General features: G+C 69.2%; 15 protein-coding genes. 8 read left to right on the forward strand and 7 right to left on the reverse strand.

Annotated elements, in window-relative coordinates:
• Positions 1–132 precede the first annotated feature (132 nt).
• From glgP to ABTU92_RS13205, 3 genes are all read right to left on the reverse strand, one after another.
• On the reverse strand, positions 133–1,833 hold the full coding sequence (glgP, locus tag ABTU92_RS13195) for an alpha-glucan family phosphorylase (protein WP_408091299.1): 1,701 nt from the start codon (positions 1,831–1,833) through the stop codon (positions 133–135).
• A 468-nt stretch (positions 1,834–2,301) separates the two neighbouring features.
• On the reverse strand, positions 2,302–2,664 hold the full coding sequence (locus ABTU92_RS13200; RefSeq protein ID WP_408091301.1) for a septal ring lytic transglycosylase RlpA family protein: 363 nt from the start codon (positions 2,662–2,664) through the stop codon (positions 2,302–2,304).
• A gap of 319 nt (positions 2,665–2,983) precedes the next feature.
• The gene (locus ABTU92_RS13205; protein ID WP_111359406.1) at positions 2,984–3,370 is read right to left on the reverse strand and encodes a cytochrome c family protein; all 387 of its coding nucleotides are present in this window, start codon (positions 3,368–3,370) and stop codon (positions 2,984–2,986) included.
• A 228-nt stretch (positions 3,371–3,598) separates the two neighbouring features.
• Here ABTU92_RS13205 and ABTU92_RS13210 point away from each other — a divergent pair, with 228 nt between their 5' ends.
• Complete coding sequence (locus ABTU92_RS13210) at positions 3,599–4,786, forward strand: NnrS family protein (protein WP_408091303.1); 1,188 nt, start codon at positions 3,599–3,601, stop codon at positions 4,784–4,786.
• Here the strand turns inward: ABTU92_RS13210 and ABTU92_RS13215 are convergent, their stop codons facing one another.
• Positions 4,787–6,118 carry a glycosyltransferase gene (locus tag ABTU92_RS13215; RefSeq protein WP_408091305.1) on the reverse strand — a complete coding sequence of 444 codons (1,332 nt, stop codon included), beginning with the start codon at positions 6,116–6,118 and terminating at the stop codon, positions 4,787–4,789.
• Positions 6,119–6,483: 365 nt separating this feature from the next.
• On the opposite strand from ABTU92_RS13215, the gene ABTU92_RS13220 reads away from it, so the two are divergent.
• The 7 genes from ABTU92_RS13220 to ABTU92_RS13250 all read left to right on the forward strand — a co-directional run bounded on the left by ABTU92_RS13220 (position 6,484) and on the right by ABTU92_RS13250 (position 13,095).
• A complete protein-coding gene (locus tag ABTU92_RS13220) occupies positions 6,484–7,044 on the forward strand; it encodes a F0F1 ATP synthase subunit delta (RefSeq protein ID WP_408091307.1) in 561 nt (186 codons plus the stop codon).
• The gene (gene atpA / locus ABTU92_RS13225; RefSeq protein ID WP_378478923.1) at positions 7,044–8,573 is read left to right on the forward strand and encodes a F0F1 ATP synthase subunit alpha; all 1,530 of its coding nucleotides are present in this window, start codon (positions 7,044–7,046) and stop codon (positions 8,571–8,573) included. The genes ABTU92_RS13220 and atpA overlap by 1 nt, the downstream gene beginning before the upstream one ends.
• Before the next feature lie 133 nt (positions 8,574–8,706).
• The gene (locus tag ABTU92_RS13230; protein WP_408091310.1) at positions 8,707–9,582 is read left to right on the forward strand and encodes a F0F1 ATP synthase subunit gamma; all 876 of its coding nucleotides are present in this window, start codon (positions 8,707–8,709) and stop codon (positions 9,580–9,582) included.
• Positions 9,583–9,625: 43 nt separating this feature from the next.
• Entirely contained in the window at positions 9,626–10,030 is a 405-nt protein-coding gene (locus ABTU92_RS13235) for an organic hydroperoxide resistance protein (RefSeq protein WP_408091312.1), read from the forward strand.
• A gap of 61 nt (positions 10,031–10,091) precedes the next feature.
• A complete protein-coding gene (gene atpD, locus ABTU92_RS13240) occupies positions 10,092–11,537 on the forward strand; it encodes a F0F1 ATP synthase subunit beta (protein WP_408091314.1) in 1,446 nt (481 codons plus the stop codon).
• Positions 11,538–11,663: 126 nt separating this feature from the next.
• Entirely contained in the window at positions 11,664–12,062 is a 399-nt protein-coding gene (locus ABTU92_RS13245; protein WP_408091316.1) for a F0F1 ATP synthase subunit epsilon, read from the forward strand.
• Between the two features lie 133 nt (positions 12,063–12,195).
• Complete coding sequence (locus tag ABTU92_RS13250) at positions 12,196–13,095, forward strand: radical SAM protein (protein ID WP_408091318.1); 900 nt, start codon at positions 12,196–12,198, stop codon at positions 13,093–13,095.
• 192 nt (positions 13,096–13,287) lie between these two features.
• Here ABTU92_RS13250 and ABTU92_RS13255 read toward each other — a convergent pair whose 3' ends face one another.
• From ABTU92_RS13255 to ABTU92_RS13265, 3 genes are all read right to left on the reverse strand, one after another.
• Positions 13,288–14,031 (reverse strand): TSUP family transporter, encoded by a 744-nt coding sequence (locus ABTU92_RS13255; protein WP_408091320.1) that lies wholly within the window; start codon positions 14,029–14,031, stop codon positions 13,288–13,290.
• 156 nt (positions 14,032–14,187) lie between these two features.
• On the reverse strand, positions 14,188–15,828 hold the full coding sequence (locus ABTU92_RS13260; protein ID WP_408091322.1) for a lysine--tRNA ligase: 1,641 nt from the start codon (positions 15,826–15,828) through the stop codon (positions 14,188–14,190).
• 159 nt (positions 15,829–15,987) lie between these two features.
• Entirely contained in the window at positions 15,988–16,848 is an 861-nt protein-coding gene (locus ABTU92_RS13265) for a transporter substrate-binding domain-containing protein (protein WP_408091324.1), read from the reverse strand.
• Positions 16,849–17,019: the final 171 nt, after the last annotated feature.

Below are 17,019 nucleotides of genomic sequence, written 5' to 3' on the forward strand. Positions count from 1 at the left end.
ATTGCCTCGTTCAGGTTGCGAAACGCATCGTCGAAATCTCCCGGCCGGGTCGCCCGCGCAGGTCCGGCCTGCGCGGCGCCTCCGGTGTCGCGTCGCCGGCGCCGGCAGGGCCGGCGACGGCGCATCCGTCGACTAGGAGCGCAGATAGGCCTCCGTCGCGTAGCGCCGCATCATGCGGGCCGAGTTGAACACCGCGCCGATCTTGGCGATGGTCTGCTGCATCATCCAGATCCACCGCGCCCGATCGTCGTGATAGAGCGGCAGCACGGTCGACTCGAGCTTGTCGTACATGGCGGCGGCGTGCGCCTCGGGCGACGGGTCGCTGCCGTCGCTGCCGATCGCCCAGCCGGTCACGCCTTCCTCCCAGCCCTCGAGCCACCATCCGTCCAGCACGCTGAAGTTCAGGACGCCGTTGAACGCCGCCTTCATGCCGCTCGTCCCCGAAGCCTCGAGCGGGGGCACCGGATTGTTCAGCCATACGTCGCAGCCGGAGACGAGCTTCATGGCGATGGCGATGCTGTAGTTTGGCAGAAACGCCATCGGGATGTCTTTGATCGATCTCATGTGCTGGTGGATCGCCCGGATGCGCGCCTTGCCCTCGAAGTCGCGCGGATGGGCCTTGCCGGCCATCACCACCTGGAACCGGCGCCCGCCCGCGATCGCCTGGAGCCGTTCCACGTCGTGGAACAGGAGGTCGGGTCGCTTGTAGCCGGTCATCCGGCGGGCGAAGCCGATCAGCGGCACGTCGGGATCCATCTCGACCCCGGTGGTCGCCTTCACATAGGCGATCAGCTCGCGCTTGGCGCGCTGGTGGGCGTCCCACAGGGCATCGGGCGGCACCTGGTCCGCTTTCAGCAGATCCTCGAGCTCGTAGGCCCAGTGCGGCGCGATCGTCTTGAACAGGTCGGCGATCGCCGGATGCATCCACATCGGCACGTGCGCGCCGTTGGTGACGGTGCGGATCTTGTAGGCCGGGAACATCTTCTGCGCCGTCTCGGCGTGCCGCCGGGCGACGCCGTTGGCGTAGCGCGACAGGTTGAGCGCGAGCTGCGACATGTTGAGATGGTCCGGACCGGCGAGCAGCTTGAGCTGGTCGAACTCGATCAGGTCGCCGACGATCGACCGCACGTCCTCGTAGGAGAAACGGTCGTGCCCCGCCTCGACCGGCGTGTGGGTGGTGAACACGCACTTCTCGCGCACCGCGTGGACGTCGTAGCTGAACGGCTCCGGGATCCCGGGGATGCGGTTGATGCGGTGCTGGTCGAGCAAAGCGAGCGACAGGAACGCCGCGTGGCCCTCGTTGAGATGATAGGTGTCGATGGTGAAGCCGAGCGCGCGCAACACCCGCACGCCGCCGATGCCGAGCACCACCTCCTGCTTGATGCGGTCCTTCTCGTCGCCGAAATACAGCCGGTTGGTGATGATGCGGTCGCGCGGCTCGTTCTCCGGCACGTTGGTGTCGAGGAGCAGCACCGGGATCTGGAAGCCGCGCGGCGACTTCAGGTCGTAGAGCCAGGGCCGGATCCACACCTGCCGGCCCTCGATCTCGACCGCCACCATGGCGCCGATCGGGGTCGCCCAGTCCTCCGGGTTCCACGGATCGGGGCCGTCGATCTGGTGGCCCTCGGCGTCGATCTCCTGCTTGATCGAGCCCTCGCGCGAGGCCAGTGTCACGAACACCATCGGCAGGTCGAGGTCGGCGGCGGAGCGCGCCGCGTCGCCGGCGAGCAGCCCGAGGCCGCCCGAGTAGGTGTGCATCTCCTGCCGGATCCCGACCTCCATCGAGAAGTAGGCGATGCGGTTGACGGACAGATAGCGCGCGACCTCGATCATTGCAGCTCCGCGAGGAATGGGCTTGGGAAACGGTCGATCCGGCCGTCGGCGACCGTCACGCGGGGCGCGACGGCAGCAGGCGCGGTCGGACGAGGGCGTGAGCGGGGCTCCGGCAGGGGCCGGGCGAGGGGCCGGGCGCGGGCGGCCGCGACTCTCTGGACGATCGAAGCATCGCGGATCGAAGCATCGGGTCGGCCCCCTCTCGCGCAGTCGCCATGGATGCGCTGCACCCGAGAGTCGGCGGCGCGTGCACCCGGACTCCTTTGTCGCACACTATCGGTCCGCGGCGCAAAGGTCTCTTCGCGGCTGCGCGGCCGTGTCGCCGCAGCGCGGTCGGCGCCCCGCCCGACGATCGTGCCGATCCGATCCCCGCCTGCGGGTGCGGCGCAGCGACGCGATGCCGCGGGCGCAACAAAAAAGGGGCGCCGCGGCGCGGCGCCCCTCGATGCGGATCGGCCCGGCGACGTATCAGTTGCGGCCGAGCACCGCGATCGACACCGGCGCGAGGCCGTAACCCAGGCCGATCGATCGCGCCGCGGCGGGCGTCAGGTCGATCACTCGGCCGCGCACGAACGGGCCGCGGTCGTTGATGCGGACGACCACCGACTTGCCGGTCCGGCGGTGGGTGACCAGCACCCGCGTCCCGAAGGGGAGATGCTTGTGGGCGGCCGTCATGCCTCCGGCATGCGCGCGCTCGCCATTGGCGGTCCTGCCGCCCGAATAGACCGAAGCAATGCCCGATTGGGTGAAGGCCTCGGCGCGAGTCGAAAAATTCACGACAGCGAATAGTGCGATCAATACTGCGAGACACCGTACAAAGTTCATCGCCATGCGCTGTATAGTCCCCATGTTGTTGCGTGAAGACTCGCCTTTAATCGGGAAAATGTGCGCACAAGATGGCAGCGATCCCGCGCTGCATCACGAAGTATTTCTTAAAATTACAGCGGAAGATTCGGACGATCCTGTCGAGCTCGGCGCTCTGCGTGCCGCACGGCCCCTCGCCGTCGGACCGGTCCGGGGGGATCATCCGACCGGGTGGGTCGGCCCGTCCGGGCTGCCTGACAAAAATAAAGCGCGCCGGGGCGGAGCCACGGCGCGCGATGACACGATTCAATCGGGACGATTGACCGAAGCAGGCGTGGTCGATCGACTACTTCTTCTTTCCGTCCGGGCCGTACTGGATCAGGAACGCCCAGAGATCGTCCTGCTCCTTGTCGTTCTTGATGCCGGCGAAGACCATCTTGGTGCCCGGGATCTTGGCGCGCGGATCGGCGATGTAGGACTTGAACGTCGCCTTGTCCCAGGTGAGACCCGAGTTCTTGTTGGCCTCGGAGTAGTTGAAGCCCGGGATCTGCCCGCTCTTGCGGCCCTCGAGGCCGTTGAGCACCGGGCCGACCTTGTTGGTCGCGCCTTCGCCGATGTTGTGGCAGGGCGTGCACTTGCGGAACGACACGGCGCCGGCCGCGACGTCCTGGGCGGCGGCGATCCCGGTGGTGGCCGCCAAGGCGAATGCGATAACGAACGCTTTGGTGATCATCGTGCCTTCTTCCCTCTTGGTTCCAAACGGACGATCCGACGAGCCGGCCGGCTGCGGGATCCGGCCACAAGACGAGGGGCCGACCAGCAAAAGACCAGAAGCTTGACGAAAATCAAGCGGCTCTAAAGACGCTGGTTCCGCCGCGGTCGCGGACGGCGCATGGGTGAACGAGGAACCGGGCGGGGTTCGCCCGGTTCCGATCGTGATCCCCTCCTGCCTGGAGGTCGCATGACCCCCGTCCCGCGCGTCGCTCCCTATTCCGGCCCGGCCCTGCTGAGCTACGGCTTTCGTCCGTTCTTCCTCGCCGGCGCGCTGTTCGCCGGCCTCGCCGTGCTCGTGTGGATGCCGGTCTACGAGGGCCGCATCGCCATCGACACGGTGTTCGCGCCGGTCGACTGGCACGCCCACGAGCTGCTGTTCGGCTATGTCGCCGCGGTGGTGACGGGGTTCCTGCTGACCGCCATCCCCAACTGGACCGGCCGGCTGCCGCTCGCCGGGACGCCGCTGCTGGTGCTGGTGCTGGCTTGGCTCGCCGGCCGGGTCGCCGTCTCGTTCGGCGGGGCGCTCGGCTGGGTGGCCGTAGCCGTGATCGACGTCGCGTTCCTGCTGCTGGTGCTCGCCGCGGCCGGCCGCGAGGTGATCGCCGGCAGGAACTGGCGCAACCTCCGCGTCCTCGTCATCGTCGGCGTGTTCGCCGCCGCCGACGTCGTCGTCCATGTCGAGGCGCATGTCCGCGGCGAGGCCGTGCTCGGCCGGCGGCTGGCGCTCGCCGCGATCGTCATGCTGATCGTGCTGATCGGCGGCCGCATCGTCCCGAGCTTCACCCGCAACTGGCTGGTCAAGGCCAATCCGGGCCGGCTGCCGGCGCCGTTCGGGCGGCTCGACGCGGCGGCGATCGGCGTGTCGGTGCCGGCGCTGGCCGCCTGGCTGGTGGCGCCCACCGGATGGCTCACGGCGGCGCTGCTCGGGCTCGCCGGGGCCGTCCAGGCGCTTCGGCTCGCGCGCTGGGCCGGCGATCGCACCGGGCGCGACGCCCTGGTGCTGATCCTGCACCTCGGCTACGCCTTCATCCCGCTCGGCTTCCTGCTGCTGGCCGCGGCCGCGCTGTGGCCCGTCGTGCCGGAGGCCGCCGGCATCCATGCCTGGTCGGTCGGCGCCGTCGGGGTGATGACGCTCGCCGTGATGACGCGGGCGACGCGTGGCCACACCGGCCGCGCCCTCGAGGCGCCGCCGTCGACCCGCGCCGTCTATGGCGCGGTCGTCGTCGCGGCCGGCCTGCGTCTCCTCGCCGCGCTGGTTCCCGAGCTGGCGACTCCGCTCCTGTGGGCCGCGGCGCTCGCCTGGGTCGTGGCGTTCTGGGGCTTCTGCGCGGTCTACGGCCCGATGCTGCTCCGTCCGCGCCTCGGGAAGGCGTGATCAGGGCGGCGGGTGGTTCGCCGACCGTGCCGCGTCAGTGGCGGCGAGGACGTCGGCGGCGGTGTCGTCCCAGCCGACCAGGCGGAATTTTTCCGTGATCGCCGCTTCGGCCCGCGCCCGCGCCGCGTCGTCGTCGAGCAGCGTCTCGATCGCATGCCGCCAGGCCGTCGTATCGGCCGGGTCGAGATGCAGGGCGGCGCCTTGGCTCGCCTCCGGAATCGCCGTCCTCGTCGAGGCGATGCAGGCCTTGCCGAGCGCCAGGCTCTCGACCACCGGCAGGCCGAAGCCCTCGGACAAGGACGGGAACACCGTGAACCGGCAGTTGGCGTAGAGCCAGCGGAGCTGGCCGTCGTCGACATTGCTGAGGAAGCGGACCACCGGCGCGGCGTCGCGATCGGCCGTCACGGCGGCGACGAGGGGCGCGCCGTCGTGGCCGATCCGGCCGGCGATCACCAGCGGCGGCACCCGCCCGCCGCGCGCCCGCGCCAGGTCGCCCCAGATGTCGGTGAGCAGGCGCTGGTTCTTGCGCCCCGTCACGTCGCCGACGGTGAGGACGAAGCCGCCCGGGGGCAGGCCGTCGACCGACGGCAGGTCGGGCGCGGCCGGGGCGAGGCGGTGGCCGAGCCGGATCACCGATAGGGGCGGCAGCGCGGTGCCGCGCGCGCCCGCGTGCGCGACCAGCGCGTCGGCGCTGAACCGCGAGATCGACAGGACGAGCGCGGCATGGCGCAGGATGAACTCGCTCGACGGAATGTCGGCGGCGTCCGGGTCGGCGGCGCGCGGATCGCCCGGCGGCAGGGTGCCGAGCAGGTCGTAGAACAGCATGGCGAGCCGCAACCCGCGCCGGCGGCGCAGGTCGATCAGGTGGGCGAAGTCGTGCCGCTGCAGCTCGCCGGGCAGCAGCAGCCAGGCGCCCTCCGGAAAAATCTCAGCCGCCCCGCCGATCGGGGCCACCACGGCCTCGACCACGGCGCGGCGTCGGCGGCGGAAGCGGTCGCGGATCGCGGTCCGCACGAACCGCTCGAGCCGCCGGCCGAGCTGCATCAGCGGATGCGACCGCCAGGCCGGGCGCGGCGCCCGGCGGCGCTCCGGCTCGGTCGGGGCGCGGACCGCGGCGAGCGCCTCGGCGGCGGTCAGCGCGACGAAGCGGTGGGCGGCCCGATCGAAGCGGCAGAAGCGGAGATCGTCGCGGCCGGCGATCGCCCGCTCGGCGAGCGCGCCGACCAGCTCGCGCTCGACCCGCACGGTGCCGTGGGCGATGCGGCCGCGCTCTTGGAAGGCCGTGGTGAGATCGACGAACAGCGGAGGCGGGGAGGACGGGACCGGTGACATGATCAGCAGGGACGCGCGGGCGGCGCTCGCGGCGTCGCGCCGCCTCCATATAGGATAAGGTGCGGGCAGGGAACCGGGGCGGCGTCTCGCCGGCCCGGTCGCTGCCGCGCCGGCGGTGTCGCGACGGAGTCCGCGACCGCCGTCGCGGCGGTCGTTCGGGCGCGCGGTTCGGCCGGTCTCGCGGGCCGTTCGCCGTATTGCACCGCCCCCAGGCCTGTGTTAGCAAACCGGCGGTTTTTCAACGGGGCGTGGGCCGCTCCGGACGCCCCAATCAATCCTGGTCCCGCTGACATTCCAGGGGCTTGCGCGCTTTCCGCGGAGGGCGCGGCGGGATCCTGGATGCCTGAACGCCGAAAGAGAGCGCCGTGGCAGCAGACGATCCGATCGTGGCCGGAATGGCAGGGCGTTACGCGACCGCCCTGTTCGACCTCGCCTCCGAGACGGGCACGCTCGATGCGGTGAGCCGCGATCTCGACAGCTTCGAGCGGCTGCTCGACGGCAGCCCCGATCTCCTGCGTCTGGTCCGCAGCCCGGCCTTCACGGCCGAGGAGCAGACCCGGGCCGTGACGGCGGTGCTCGCCAAGGCCAAGATCGGCGGCACGGCGGCGAACTTCCTGCGCCTCGTCGCCCACAATCGTCGCCTGTTCGGCGTGCGCGACATGATCCGCGACTTCCGCGAGCTGCTCGCCCGCCACCGCGGCGAGGTGACGGCGACCGTGACGGTCGCCGAGCCGCTCGCCGACGCTCACAAGGCGGAGATCAAGAAGGCGCTCGACGCCGTCACGGGCAAGAACGTCAAGATTGAAGTGCAGGTCGATCCCGCCATCATCGGCGGGCTCGTGGTGAAGGTCGGCAGCCGGATGGTCGACGGCTCGCTCCGGACCAAGCTGAATGCAATCAAGCACGCGATGAAAGAGGTCGGCTGATGGACATCCGCGCCGCAGAGATTTCTGCGATCCTCAAGGAGCAGATCAAGACCTTCGGCCAGGAAGCCGAGGTCTCCGAAGTCGGCCAGGTCCTCTCCGTCGGCGACGGCATCGCCCGCGTCTACGGCCTCGACAACGTCCAGGCCGGCGAGATGGTCGAGTTCGAGAACGGCGTGCGGGGCATGGCCCTGAACCTCGAGATCGACAATGTCGGCATCGTGATCTTCGGCAACGACCGCGAGATCAAGGAAGGCCAGACCGTCAAGCGCACCCGCGCCATCGTGGACGTGCCGGTCGGCAAGGGCCTGCTCGGCCGCGTCGTCGACGCGCTCGGCAACCCGATCGACGGCAAGGGCCCGATCGAGGCGACCGAGCGCCGCCGCGTCGACGTGAAGGCGCCCGGCATCATTCCGCGCAAGTCCGTGCACGAGCCGATGGCGACCGGCCTCAAGGCCATCGACGCGCTGATCCCGATCGGCCGCGGCCAGCGCGAGCTGGTCATCGGCGACCGCCAGACCGGCAAGACCGCGATCGTCCTCGACACCATCCTGAACCAGAAGCCGCTCAACGCGACCGGCGACGAGAAGATCAAGCTCTACTGCGTCTATGTCGCGGTGGGCCAGAAGCGCTCGACCGTCGCGCAGTTCGTGAAGGCGCTGGAAGAGAACGGCGCGCTCGAATACTCGATCGTCGTCGCCGCCACGGCCTCCGATCCGGCCCCGATGCAGTACCTGGCGCCGTTCGCCGGCTGCACCATGGGCGAGTACTTCCGCGACAACGGCATGCACGCCGTGATCTTCTACGACGACCTGTCCAAGCAGGCGGTCGCCTATCGCCAGATGTCGCTGCTGCTGCGCCGTCCGCCCGGTCGCGAGGCGTATCCGGGCGACGTGTTCTATCTCCACTCGCGCCTGCTCGAGCGCGCCGCGAAGATGAACGACGAGAACGGCTCGGGCTCGCTCACCGCGCTCCCGGTCATCGAGACGCAGGCCAACGACGTGTCGGCCTACATCCCGACCAACGTCATCTCGATCACGGACGGCCAGATCTTCCTGGAGACCGACCTGTTCTACCAGGGCATTCGTCCCGCCGTGAACGTCGGCCTGTCGGTGTCGCGCGTCGGCTCCTCGGCCCAGACCAAGGCGATGAAGAAGGTCGCCGGCAAGATCAAGGGCGAGCTCGCTCAGTATCGCGAGATGGCGGCTTTCGCGCAGTTCGGCTCCGACCTCGACGCGACGACGCAGCGCCTGCTCAATCGCGGCTCGCGGCTCACCGAGCTCCTCAAGCAGGCGCAGTTCTCGCCGCTGAAGATGGAGGAGCAGGTCGTCGTCATCTATGCCGGCGTCAACGGCTATCTCGACCCGCTGCCGGTGGCGAGCGTGAAGTCCTTCGAGCAGGGCCTCCTGTCGCTGTTCCGGACCAAGTACGAGGACGTGCTCAACACGATCCGCGACAAGCGCGATCTCGACGACGCGACCGCCGCCAAGGTGAAGTCGATCATCGACGAGTACGCCAAGACCTTCGCGTGATCTTGAGCGTCGTGGCCGGGCTCGTCCCGGCCATCCACGTCTCGGGACGTGAGAGAGCGACGCGCGTGGATGCCCGGCACGAGGCCGGGCATGACGAGACCGAAGCCGGACCGGGCGCAAAGGTGACCACGGAATGCCGAGCCTGAAAGACCTGCGAAACCGGATCGCCGCGACCAAGGCGACGCAGAAGATCACCAAGGCCATGCAGATGGTCGCCGCCTCCAAGCTGCGGCGCGCCCAGGCGGCCGCCGAGGCCGCGCGGCCCTATTCGGAGCGCATGCAGCGCACGCTCGGCAACATCGCCGCCTCGGTGCAGAACAATCCCGAGGGGCCGCGCCTGCTCGCCGGCACCGGCCGCGACCAGGTGCATCTGCTGCTCGTCTGCACGGGCGAGCGCGGCCTGTGCGGCCCGTTCAACTCGGCGATCGTGCGGCTCGCGCGTGACCGCGCCAACCAGCTCCTCGCCGAAGGCAAGACGATCAAGATCCTGTGCGTCGGCCGCAAGGGCTACGACCAGCTCAAGCGGCTGTTCGAGGACGAGATCATCGACGTGATCGATCTGCGCGCCGTGCGCCAGATCCGCTTCGAGAACGCCCACGAGATCGGCCAGCGGGTGATCTCGCTCTACGAGCAGGGCGCCTTCGACGTCTGCACGCTGTTCTACTCGCGCTTCAAGTCGGTGATCGCGCAGATCCCGACCGCGCAGCAGATCGTGCCGGCCGTGTTCGAGGGCGCGGCCGCCAACGGCCCGGCGCCCGTCTACGAGTACGAGCCCGACGAGGAGCAGATCCTCGCCGAGCTGCTGCCGCTCAACATCTCGGTGCAGGTCTTCAAGGCGCTGCTGGAGAACGCCGCCTCGTTCTACGGCGCCCAGATGACCGCGATGGACAACGCCACGCGCAACGCCGGCGAGATGATCCGCAAGCAGACGCTGAAATACAACCGCACCCGCCAGGCGATGATCACCAAGGAGCTGATCGAGATCATCTCCGGCGCCGAGGCGCTCTGAGGCGCTCCGACGCAACACCGCACAGTCGAACGGGAGACCCCCCATGGCCTACAAGACGACGGCGACGACGAGCGGCGGCCGCAACGGCCGCGCGGTGCTGGAGAACGGCGGCCTCGGGCTCGCCATGGCGTTCCCCAAGGAGCTGGGCGGCAACGGCGACGGCCACAATCCGGAGCAGCTCTTCGCGCTCGGCTGGTCGTCCTGCTTCGGCCAGGCGATCCTGGCGCTCGCCAAGAACCACGGCGTCGACGGCCAGGCCGCCAAGGTCACGGTGTCGATCGGCATCGACAAGGACGACACGAGCTTCGCGCTGACCGCCGACATCAAGGTGTCGATCCCGGGCGCCGACAAGGACAAGGTCCGGGCGCTGGTCGAGGACGCCCACCGCATCTGCCCGTATTCCCGCGCCACCCGCAACAACGTGCCGGTCACGCTGACCGTCGTCTGAGCATCATTCGCGTCTTGCTCGGACCGGGTCGTGCCGCGGTTCGAGTCGCAAGGAGACATCCATGGCCACCCAAGCCCACTCGGTCGGTAAAGTCACCCAGGTCATCGGTGCCGTCGTCGACGTGCAGTTCGAGGATCACCTGCCGGCGATCCTGAACGCGCTCGAGACCGACAACCAGGGCAACCGGCTGGTGCTCGAGGTCGCGCAGCATCTCGGCGAGTCGACGGTGCGCACCATCGCCATGGACACGACCGAGGGCCTGGTCCGCGGCCAGACCGTCACCGACACCGGCCTGCCGATCGCCGTGCCGGTCGGCGAGGGTACGCTCGGCCGCATCATCAACGTGGTGGGCGAGCCGGTCGACGAGGCCGGCCCGATCGCCTCGACGGAGCGCCGCCCGATCCACGCCGACGCGCCGCCCTACACCGAGCAGTCGACCGAGTCGCAGATCCTGGTCACCGGCATCAAGGTGGTCGATCTCCTCGCGCCCTACGCCAAGGGCGGCAAGGTCGGCCTGTTCGGCGGCGCCGGCGTCGGCAAGACCGTGATCATCCAGGAGCTGATCAACAACATCGCCAAGGCGCACGGCGGCTACTCGGTGTTCGCCGGCGTCGGCGAGCGCACCCGCGAGGGCAACGACCTCTATCACGAGTTCATCGAGTCGGGCGTCAACAAGGACCCGCACGAGACCAAGGGCGACACCAAGGGCTCCAAGTGCGCCCTGGTGTTCGGCCAGATGAACGAGCCGCCCGGCGCCCGCGCCCGCGTCGGCCTCACCGGCCTGACGCTCGCCGAGTACTTCCGCGACCAGGGCCAGGACGTGCTGTTCTTCGTCGACAACATCTTCCGCTTCACGCAGGCGGGCTCGGAGGTGTCGGCGCTGCTCGGCCGCATCCCGTCGGCGGTGGGCTATCAGCCGACGCTGGCGACCGACATGGGCGCCCTGCAGGAGCGCATCACGACGACGACCAAGGGCTCGGTCACCTCGGTGCAGGCCATCTACGTGCCGGCCGACGATCTGACCGATCCGGCGCCGGCGACCTCGTTCGCGCATCTGGACGCCACGACCGTGCTGTCGCGCTCGATCGCCGAGAAGGGCATCTACCCGGCCGTCGATCCGCTCGACTCGACCTCGCGCATGCTCGACCCGCGGGTCGTCGGCGAGGAACACTACGCGGTCGCCCGCCAGGTGCAGCAGGTGCTGCAGCGCTACAAGGCGCTCCAGGACATCATCGCGATCCTGGGCATGGACGAGCTCTCCGAAGAGGACAAGCTCACCGTGGCGCGCGCCCGCAAGATCGAGCGCTTCCTGTCGCAGCCGTTCCACGTCGCCGAGGTGTTCACCGGCTCGCCGGGCGTGTTCGTCGATCTCGCCGACACGATCCGCGGCTTCAAGGGCCTGTGCGAGGGCAAGTACGACCACCTGCCGGAGGCCGCCTTCTACATGGTCGGCACCATCGAGGCGGCGGTCGAGAAGGGCAAGCGGCTGGCGGCGGAAGCCGCGTAAGCCGCCTTCGGCGAGCGAATAGCGAGTGGCGAATAGCGAATAGGGAGTAGCGAAGCGGGAAGAGCAGCAGCGGATGGTCTCCGACCCTATTCGCTACTCGCCATTCGCCATTCGCTAAGGTCAACCATGTCCACGTTCCATTTCGAGCTCGTGTCGCCCGAGAAGCTGATGTTCTCCGGCGAGGTCACCCAGGTGGATGTGCCGGGCGAGGAGGGCGACTTCGGCGTGATGGCCGGCCACGCGCCCTTCGTCGCGACGCTGCGGCCTGGCGTGCTCACCGTCTACGGCGAGAACGCGCCGAAGATGATCGTGGTGCGCGGCGGCTTCGCCGAGGTCGGGCCGAACGGCCTCACCGTGCTGGCCCAGGAGGTCATCCCGGTCGACGAGATCCAGCCCGACGTGATCCGCCAGGCGATCGACGACGCCAAGGAAGACGTCGCCGACGCCAAGGACGACCGCACCCGCGACAAGGCGACCGAGCGCCTCGCCCAGCTGGAAGTTCTGAAGGACGCGCTCGGGCACTGAGCCGCCCACGTCCGGCACAAGCGCTTCCCGATCCGCGGCCGGCCCAGTGCCGGCCGCGTGCGTTTCGGATACGCTCGCGCTATGATGGCGGCGTGCATTCCCGCACCGAACGCCGCGCCAAGGCGACTGCACGATGAGCTTCGCGCCCCTGCAGTACGACGAGCCGCTGTACCGGCCCCCGAGCGAGGGCCGCAACCTGATCATCCAGGCGACGATCGGCTGCTCGTTCAATCGCTGCACCTTCTGCGCGATGTACAAGACCAAGCACTTCCACGCGCGCCCGCTCGCCGACGTGTTCGACGACATCGCCGCGGCGGCGCGCTGGTGGCCGGACGCCGACCGCATCTTCCTCGCTGACGGCGACGCGCTGGTGCTGCCGACCGAGACGTTGGTCGGGATTCTCGATCGTCTCGCAGCCACGTTTCCGCGGCTGCAGCGGGTGTCGTCCTATGCGACGCCCATCAACCTGACGCAGAAAACGCCGGACGAGTTGCGCCTCTTACGCGAGAAGGGCCTGTCGCTCGTCTATGTCGGGGTCGAGTCCGGGGCTCCCGCGATCCTCTCGCGGATCAGAAAGGGCGCGACACCGGAACGCATCGCCGAGGCCATGAACCGGGCGCGGGACGCCGGCCTCGCCGTGTCGGCGACCGTCATCCTCGGGGTCGGCGGCAAGCATCTCTGGCGCGAGCATGTGGAGGGGACCGCGGCCGTGATCAACGCGGCGCCGCCCGCCTATCTCTCGACGCTTCAGCTCCGCCTCGGCGCGGACGAGATCGAAGAGTTCGTCACCCGCTTCCAGCGCGACGGCACGCCGTTCGAGTGGCAGGACGATGCCGGTGTGCTGGAAGAGCAGGAGGCGCTGCTCGCCGCCCTCGATCCGCCGCACCCGGTGACGTTTCGCTCCAACCACGCCTCGAACTGTCTGCCCCTCGCCGGCACGCTGCCCGACGATCGTGATCAGCTGCTGCAGATCGTCGCGGCGGCCCGCAAAGGCGCGCCGATGCTGCGCCCGGAGTTCCTGCGGGGGCTGTGAGCGTCCACGCACTCCGACCCGTCATGCCCGGCCTTGTGCTCCGGCATCCACGTCCTCGCAGCGATGCGACGTCGAAGATCGTGGATGGCCGGGCTCATCCCGCGGCTGAAACAAGCCTGCAGGACGTGGCGGCCCGTGACGCGCGCCGCCATGACGGAGCGAGGGGCGTGGGCCGGGCTCGCGGAAAAAGAGTCAGCCGCCGATCACCAGGGCGGTGCCCCGGGCCAGATAGACGACGCCGATGGCGAGAATGATCCAGCGGGTCCAGGCGCGAAAACCGTGGTCGGTCATCCGCTCGAGCACCGCGACGGCGAGCGACGTGCCGGCGATGCTGAGCAGGAAGGCCGGCGCCAGCGCCCACCACGGGTCGATCTGGGCGGCGCCCGCGAAGGAGGCGAAGTAGGTCGCCCGCAGCACGTGGCTGAAGGTCTGGCTCACCGCCTTGGTGGCGACCGTGGTCTTGCGGTCGATCATGCTCTTCTGGAAGAACATGTCGAGAAACAGCCCGCCGACGCCCGAGAGGAGCTGCACCACCGTCGTGATCAGGCCGGCCAGGAACGGCATGCCGCGCCACTCGATGTTGGGCCGCGCGTTCTTCGGCAGCAGCTCGACCAGGAACGGCATGGCGCCGAGCGCCAGATAGACGGTCGCCTTGTCGGGGATGAAGGCGACGAGCCGCATCGCCCCGAAGGCAGCGAGCGCGCCGCCCGCGTACCACCAGAAGATCGGCCAGCGCACATGCGCCCGCCACATCACGGCGCGCCAGCCGTTCGCCGCGAACTGGATGATCGAGAACAGCACCATGGCGGTGGCGACGTCGTAGAGCGTCAGCAGCACGCCGAGCAGGATCATGCCGCCCGCCATCCCGAAGATGCCGGAGACGAAGGACGAGCCGACGATGGTGGCGCCGATCAGGGCGTAGGCGGCGAGAGTCATGCGATCAGCTTTGTATATCAGCTGCATCGGCCCGTCATTCCGGGATCGGCTGCAGAGCAGCCGAGACCCGGAATCCAGTCGCGATCTCGGAGCCTGCCGCTGGATTCCGGGTTCGTGAGCCTTCGGCTCACGCCCCGGAACGACCAAGCGCGCTGATCAAGCCGAGCGCGCCAGCGCGCCGTCGATCATGTCGACCGTGTTCTTGAGCCCGTAGATGGCGACGAACGAGCCGAAGCGCGGGCCCTTCTCCTGGCCGAGCAGCACCTGATAGAGCAGGTTGAACCAGTCGAGCGAGACGCCCGGCTTGCCGTCCTTGCCCTTCTTCTTCTCGTCCAGGAACGGCGGCCTTCGGCCGACCTCGTAGACGACCTCCTGGATCGCCTCGGCGGTGGCGTCGTCGGCGAGCTGCGAGAGCGCGTCGCGCAGATCCATCAGCGCGGCGCGCTCGCCGTCGGTCGGCTCGCGGAACCGCTTCGAGGGAAGCACGAAATCGCGGAAATAGTGGATCGCGTACTCGACCTCGCGCTGCAGCCGCGGGTGCGACTGCGCCGTCACGCCGGGCCAGTAGCGGCCGATGAAGCCCCACAGCGTCTCGGCATTCTCGGCGTTCGACGCCGAGACGAGGTTGAGCAGCATCGTGAACGAGATCGGCACGCTGGTGTCGGGCGGCGTTCCCGCATGGATGTGCCACACCGGGTTGGTCAGGCGCTGCTTGCCGTCCTGCCGCTTGTAGCCGTCGAGGAACTGGGCGTACTCGTCGACATTGCGCGGGATCACGTCGAAGTACAGCCGCTTCGCCGCCTTCGGTTCGCGATACATGAACAGCGACAGGCTCTCCGGGCTCGCATAGCGCAGCCACTCGTCGATGGTGAGCCCGTTGCCCTTCGACTTCGAGATCTTCTGGCCCTTGTCGTCGAGGAACAATTCGTAGGTGAAGCCCTCGGGCGGGCGGCCGCCGAGCACCCGGCAGATCTCGCCGGAGAGCTTGACCGAGTCGATCAGATCCTTGCCGGCCATCTCGTAGTCGATGCCGAGCGCCGTCCAGCGCATCGCCCAGTCGGCCTTCCACTGGCACTTGACCATGCCGCGGGTGACCGAGGTGGTGACGCGCTCGCCGGTCTCGGGATGCTCGTACGTGATGGTGCCGCGGTTGGCGTCGCGGGCGACCATCGGCACCTGGAGGACGACACCGGTGCGGATGTCCACCGGGAGGAACGGCGAGTAGGTGGCGCGCCGCTCCGGCCCGAGCGTCGGCAGGATGATCTCCATCACGGCGTCGTAGTGCTCGAGCATCGCGAGCAGCGTCGCGTCGAAGCGGCCCGACTTGTAGTACTCGGTCGACGAGGCGAACTCGTAGTCGAAGCCGAAGGCGTCGAGGAACGCGCGCAGCCGCGCATTGTTGTGCTCGCCGAAGCTCGGATGCGTGCCGAACGGGTCGGGCACCCGGGTCAGCGGCTTGCCGAGATGGGCCGCCACCAGCTCCTTGTTGGGGATGTTGTCGGGCACCTTGCGCAGCCCGTCCATGTCGTCCGAGAAGGCGATCAGGCGGGTCTTGATCCTGTCGTCGGTCAGCACCCTGAAGGCATGGCGCACCATGGTGGTGCGCGCCACCTCGCCGAAGGTGCCGATATGCGGCAGGCCGGAGGGGCCGTAGCCGGTCTCGAACAGCACCTCGTCCTTCGGATGCTTCTTCAGCCGCGCGACGATCTTTCTCGCCTCCTCGAACGGCCAGGCCGTGGAGGTTTCGGCGAGCGCCCGCAGGGCGGCGGGATCGAGGGCGGCGGCGGGATCGGACATGCGTGGTCTCCGGCAGGGCCGGGGCGCGCAAGCCGCGTCGGGGCGGCGCAGCGGAAAGCCCGGCCCGCCTCGTCTAAGGACCGGGGCGCCCGGGGTCAATTTCTTTGCCCGGTTTCGTCGTCCGGCATGGGCCGCACCGCGGCGCGGCGGCGCGGTGCCTCAGAACGGATTGACCGGAAAGTATTTCAGCCAGAGGTCGGCGAACTTGCCCTTCTCCCACAGCCGGAACAGCGCCCAGTTCATCGCCATGCGGAGCGGGTCGTTGCCCTTCTTCACCGCGATGCCGACGCCCTCGCCGAAATAGCGGCTCTCGACGAACGGCCCGCCGACGAAGGTGCAGCAGCCGCCCGCGTCGGCGCCGTTGAGCCAGAAGGCGAGGCCGTAACCGTCGCCGAACAGCAGGTCGACCTCGCCCTTCTGCAGGGCGGCCCGGGCGTCCTCCGCGGTCGGGTAGGGCTTCAGCTCGGCCTCGGTGAACAAAGCCTTCAGATACGCCTCGTGCGCCGTGCCGGCGACGACCGCGATCGTCTTGCCCTCCACCCGCTCGGGCAGCACCGTGTCGAGCCCGGCGCCGCGCCGCGCCGCGAAGCGCGCCAGCGGCCGGTAATAGGGGTCGGAGAAGTCGATCTTCTTGCGGGTCTCCGGCGTCACCGCGATCGACGCGATGGCGGCGTCGCCGCGGTTCTCGGCGAGCGACTCGACCAGCGTGTCGAAGCGGCGCATCTGGATCGTGCAGGCGATCTTCAGCTCGTCGCAGATGGCGCGGGCGAGATCGATGTTGAAGCCCGCCGGGTTGCCGTCCGGCCCCGCATAGTTGAACGGCGGGTAGTCCACCTCGCTCATGAAGCGGATCAGGGTGAGACGCAGGTCGGGCCGCTCGGGGCGGCGCTTCGGGTCCCAGAAGCCGGGGATCGGCAGGCCGGGCGACGCCGTCTGGGCGTGCGCCGGGGCCGGCGCGAGCGGGCCAGAGCCGGCGACACCGACCAGTCCGGCCACGACGCCGGCGATCAGCGCAATCATGACGCGCTTTTGAACGGGCGTGCGCGCAACCTGTCGCAACTTCGGCGTGCTTGGGCTAATCTGTCGTCGCATCCGGCCGTCCGGTGAATTGGCGCCGCGAGGATCGCGGGCCGCCCTTATAGACGAAGTTCCGGGCCGGAGCAGCGTCGAAGTCGCGGTCGATGTCGAACG

The organism is Rhodoplanes sp. SY1, assembly GCF_046000175.1.
GTDB lineage: Bacteria > Pseudomonadota > Alphaproteobacteria > Rhizobiales > Xanthobacteraceae > Rhodoplanes.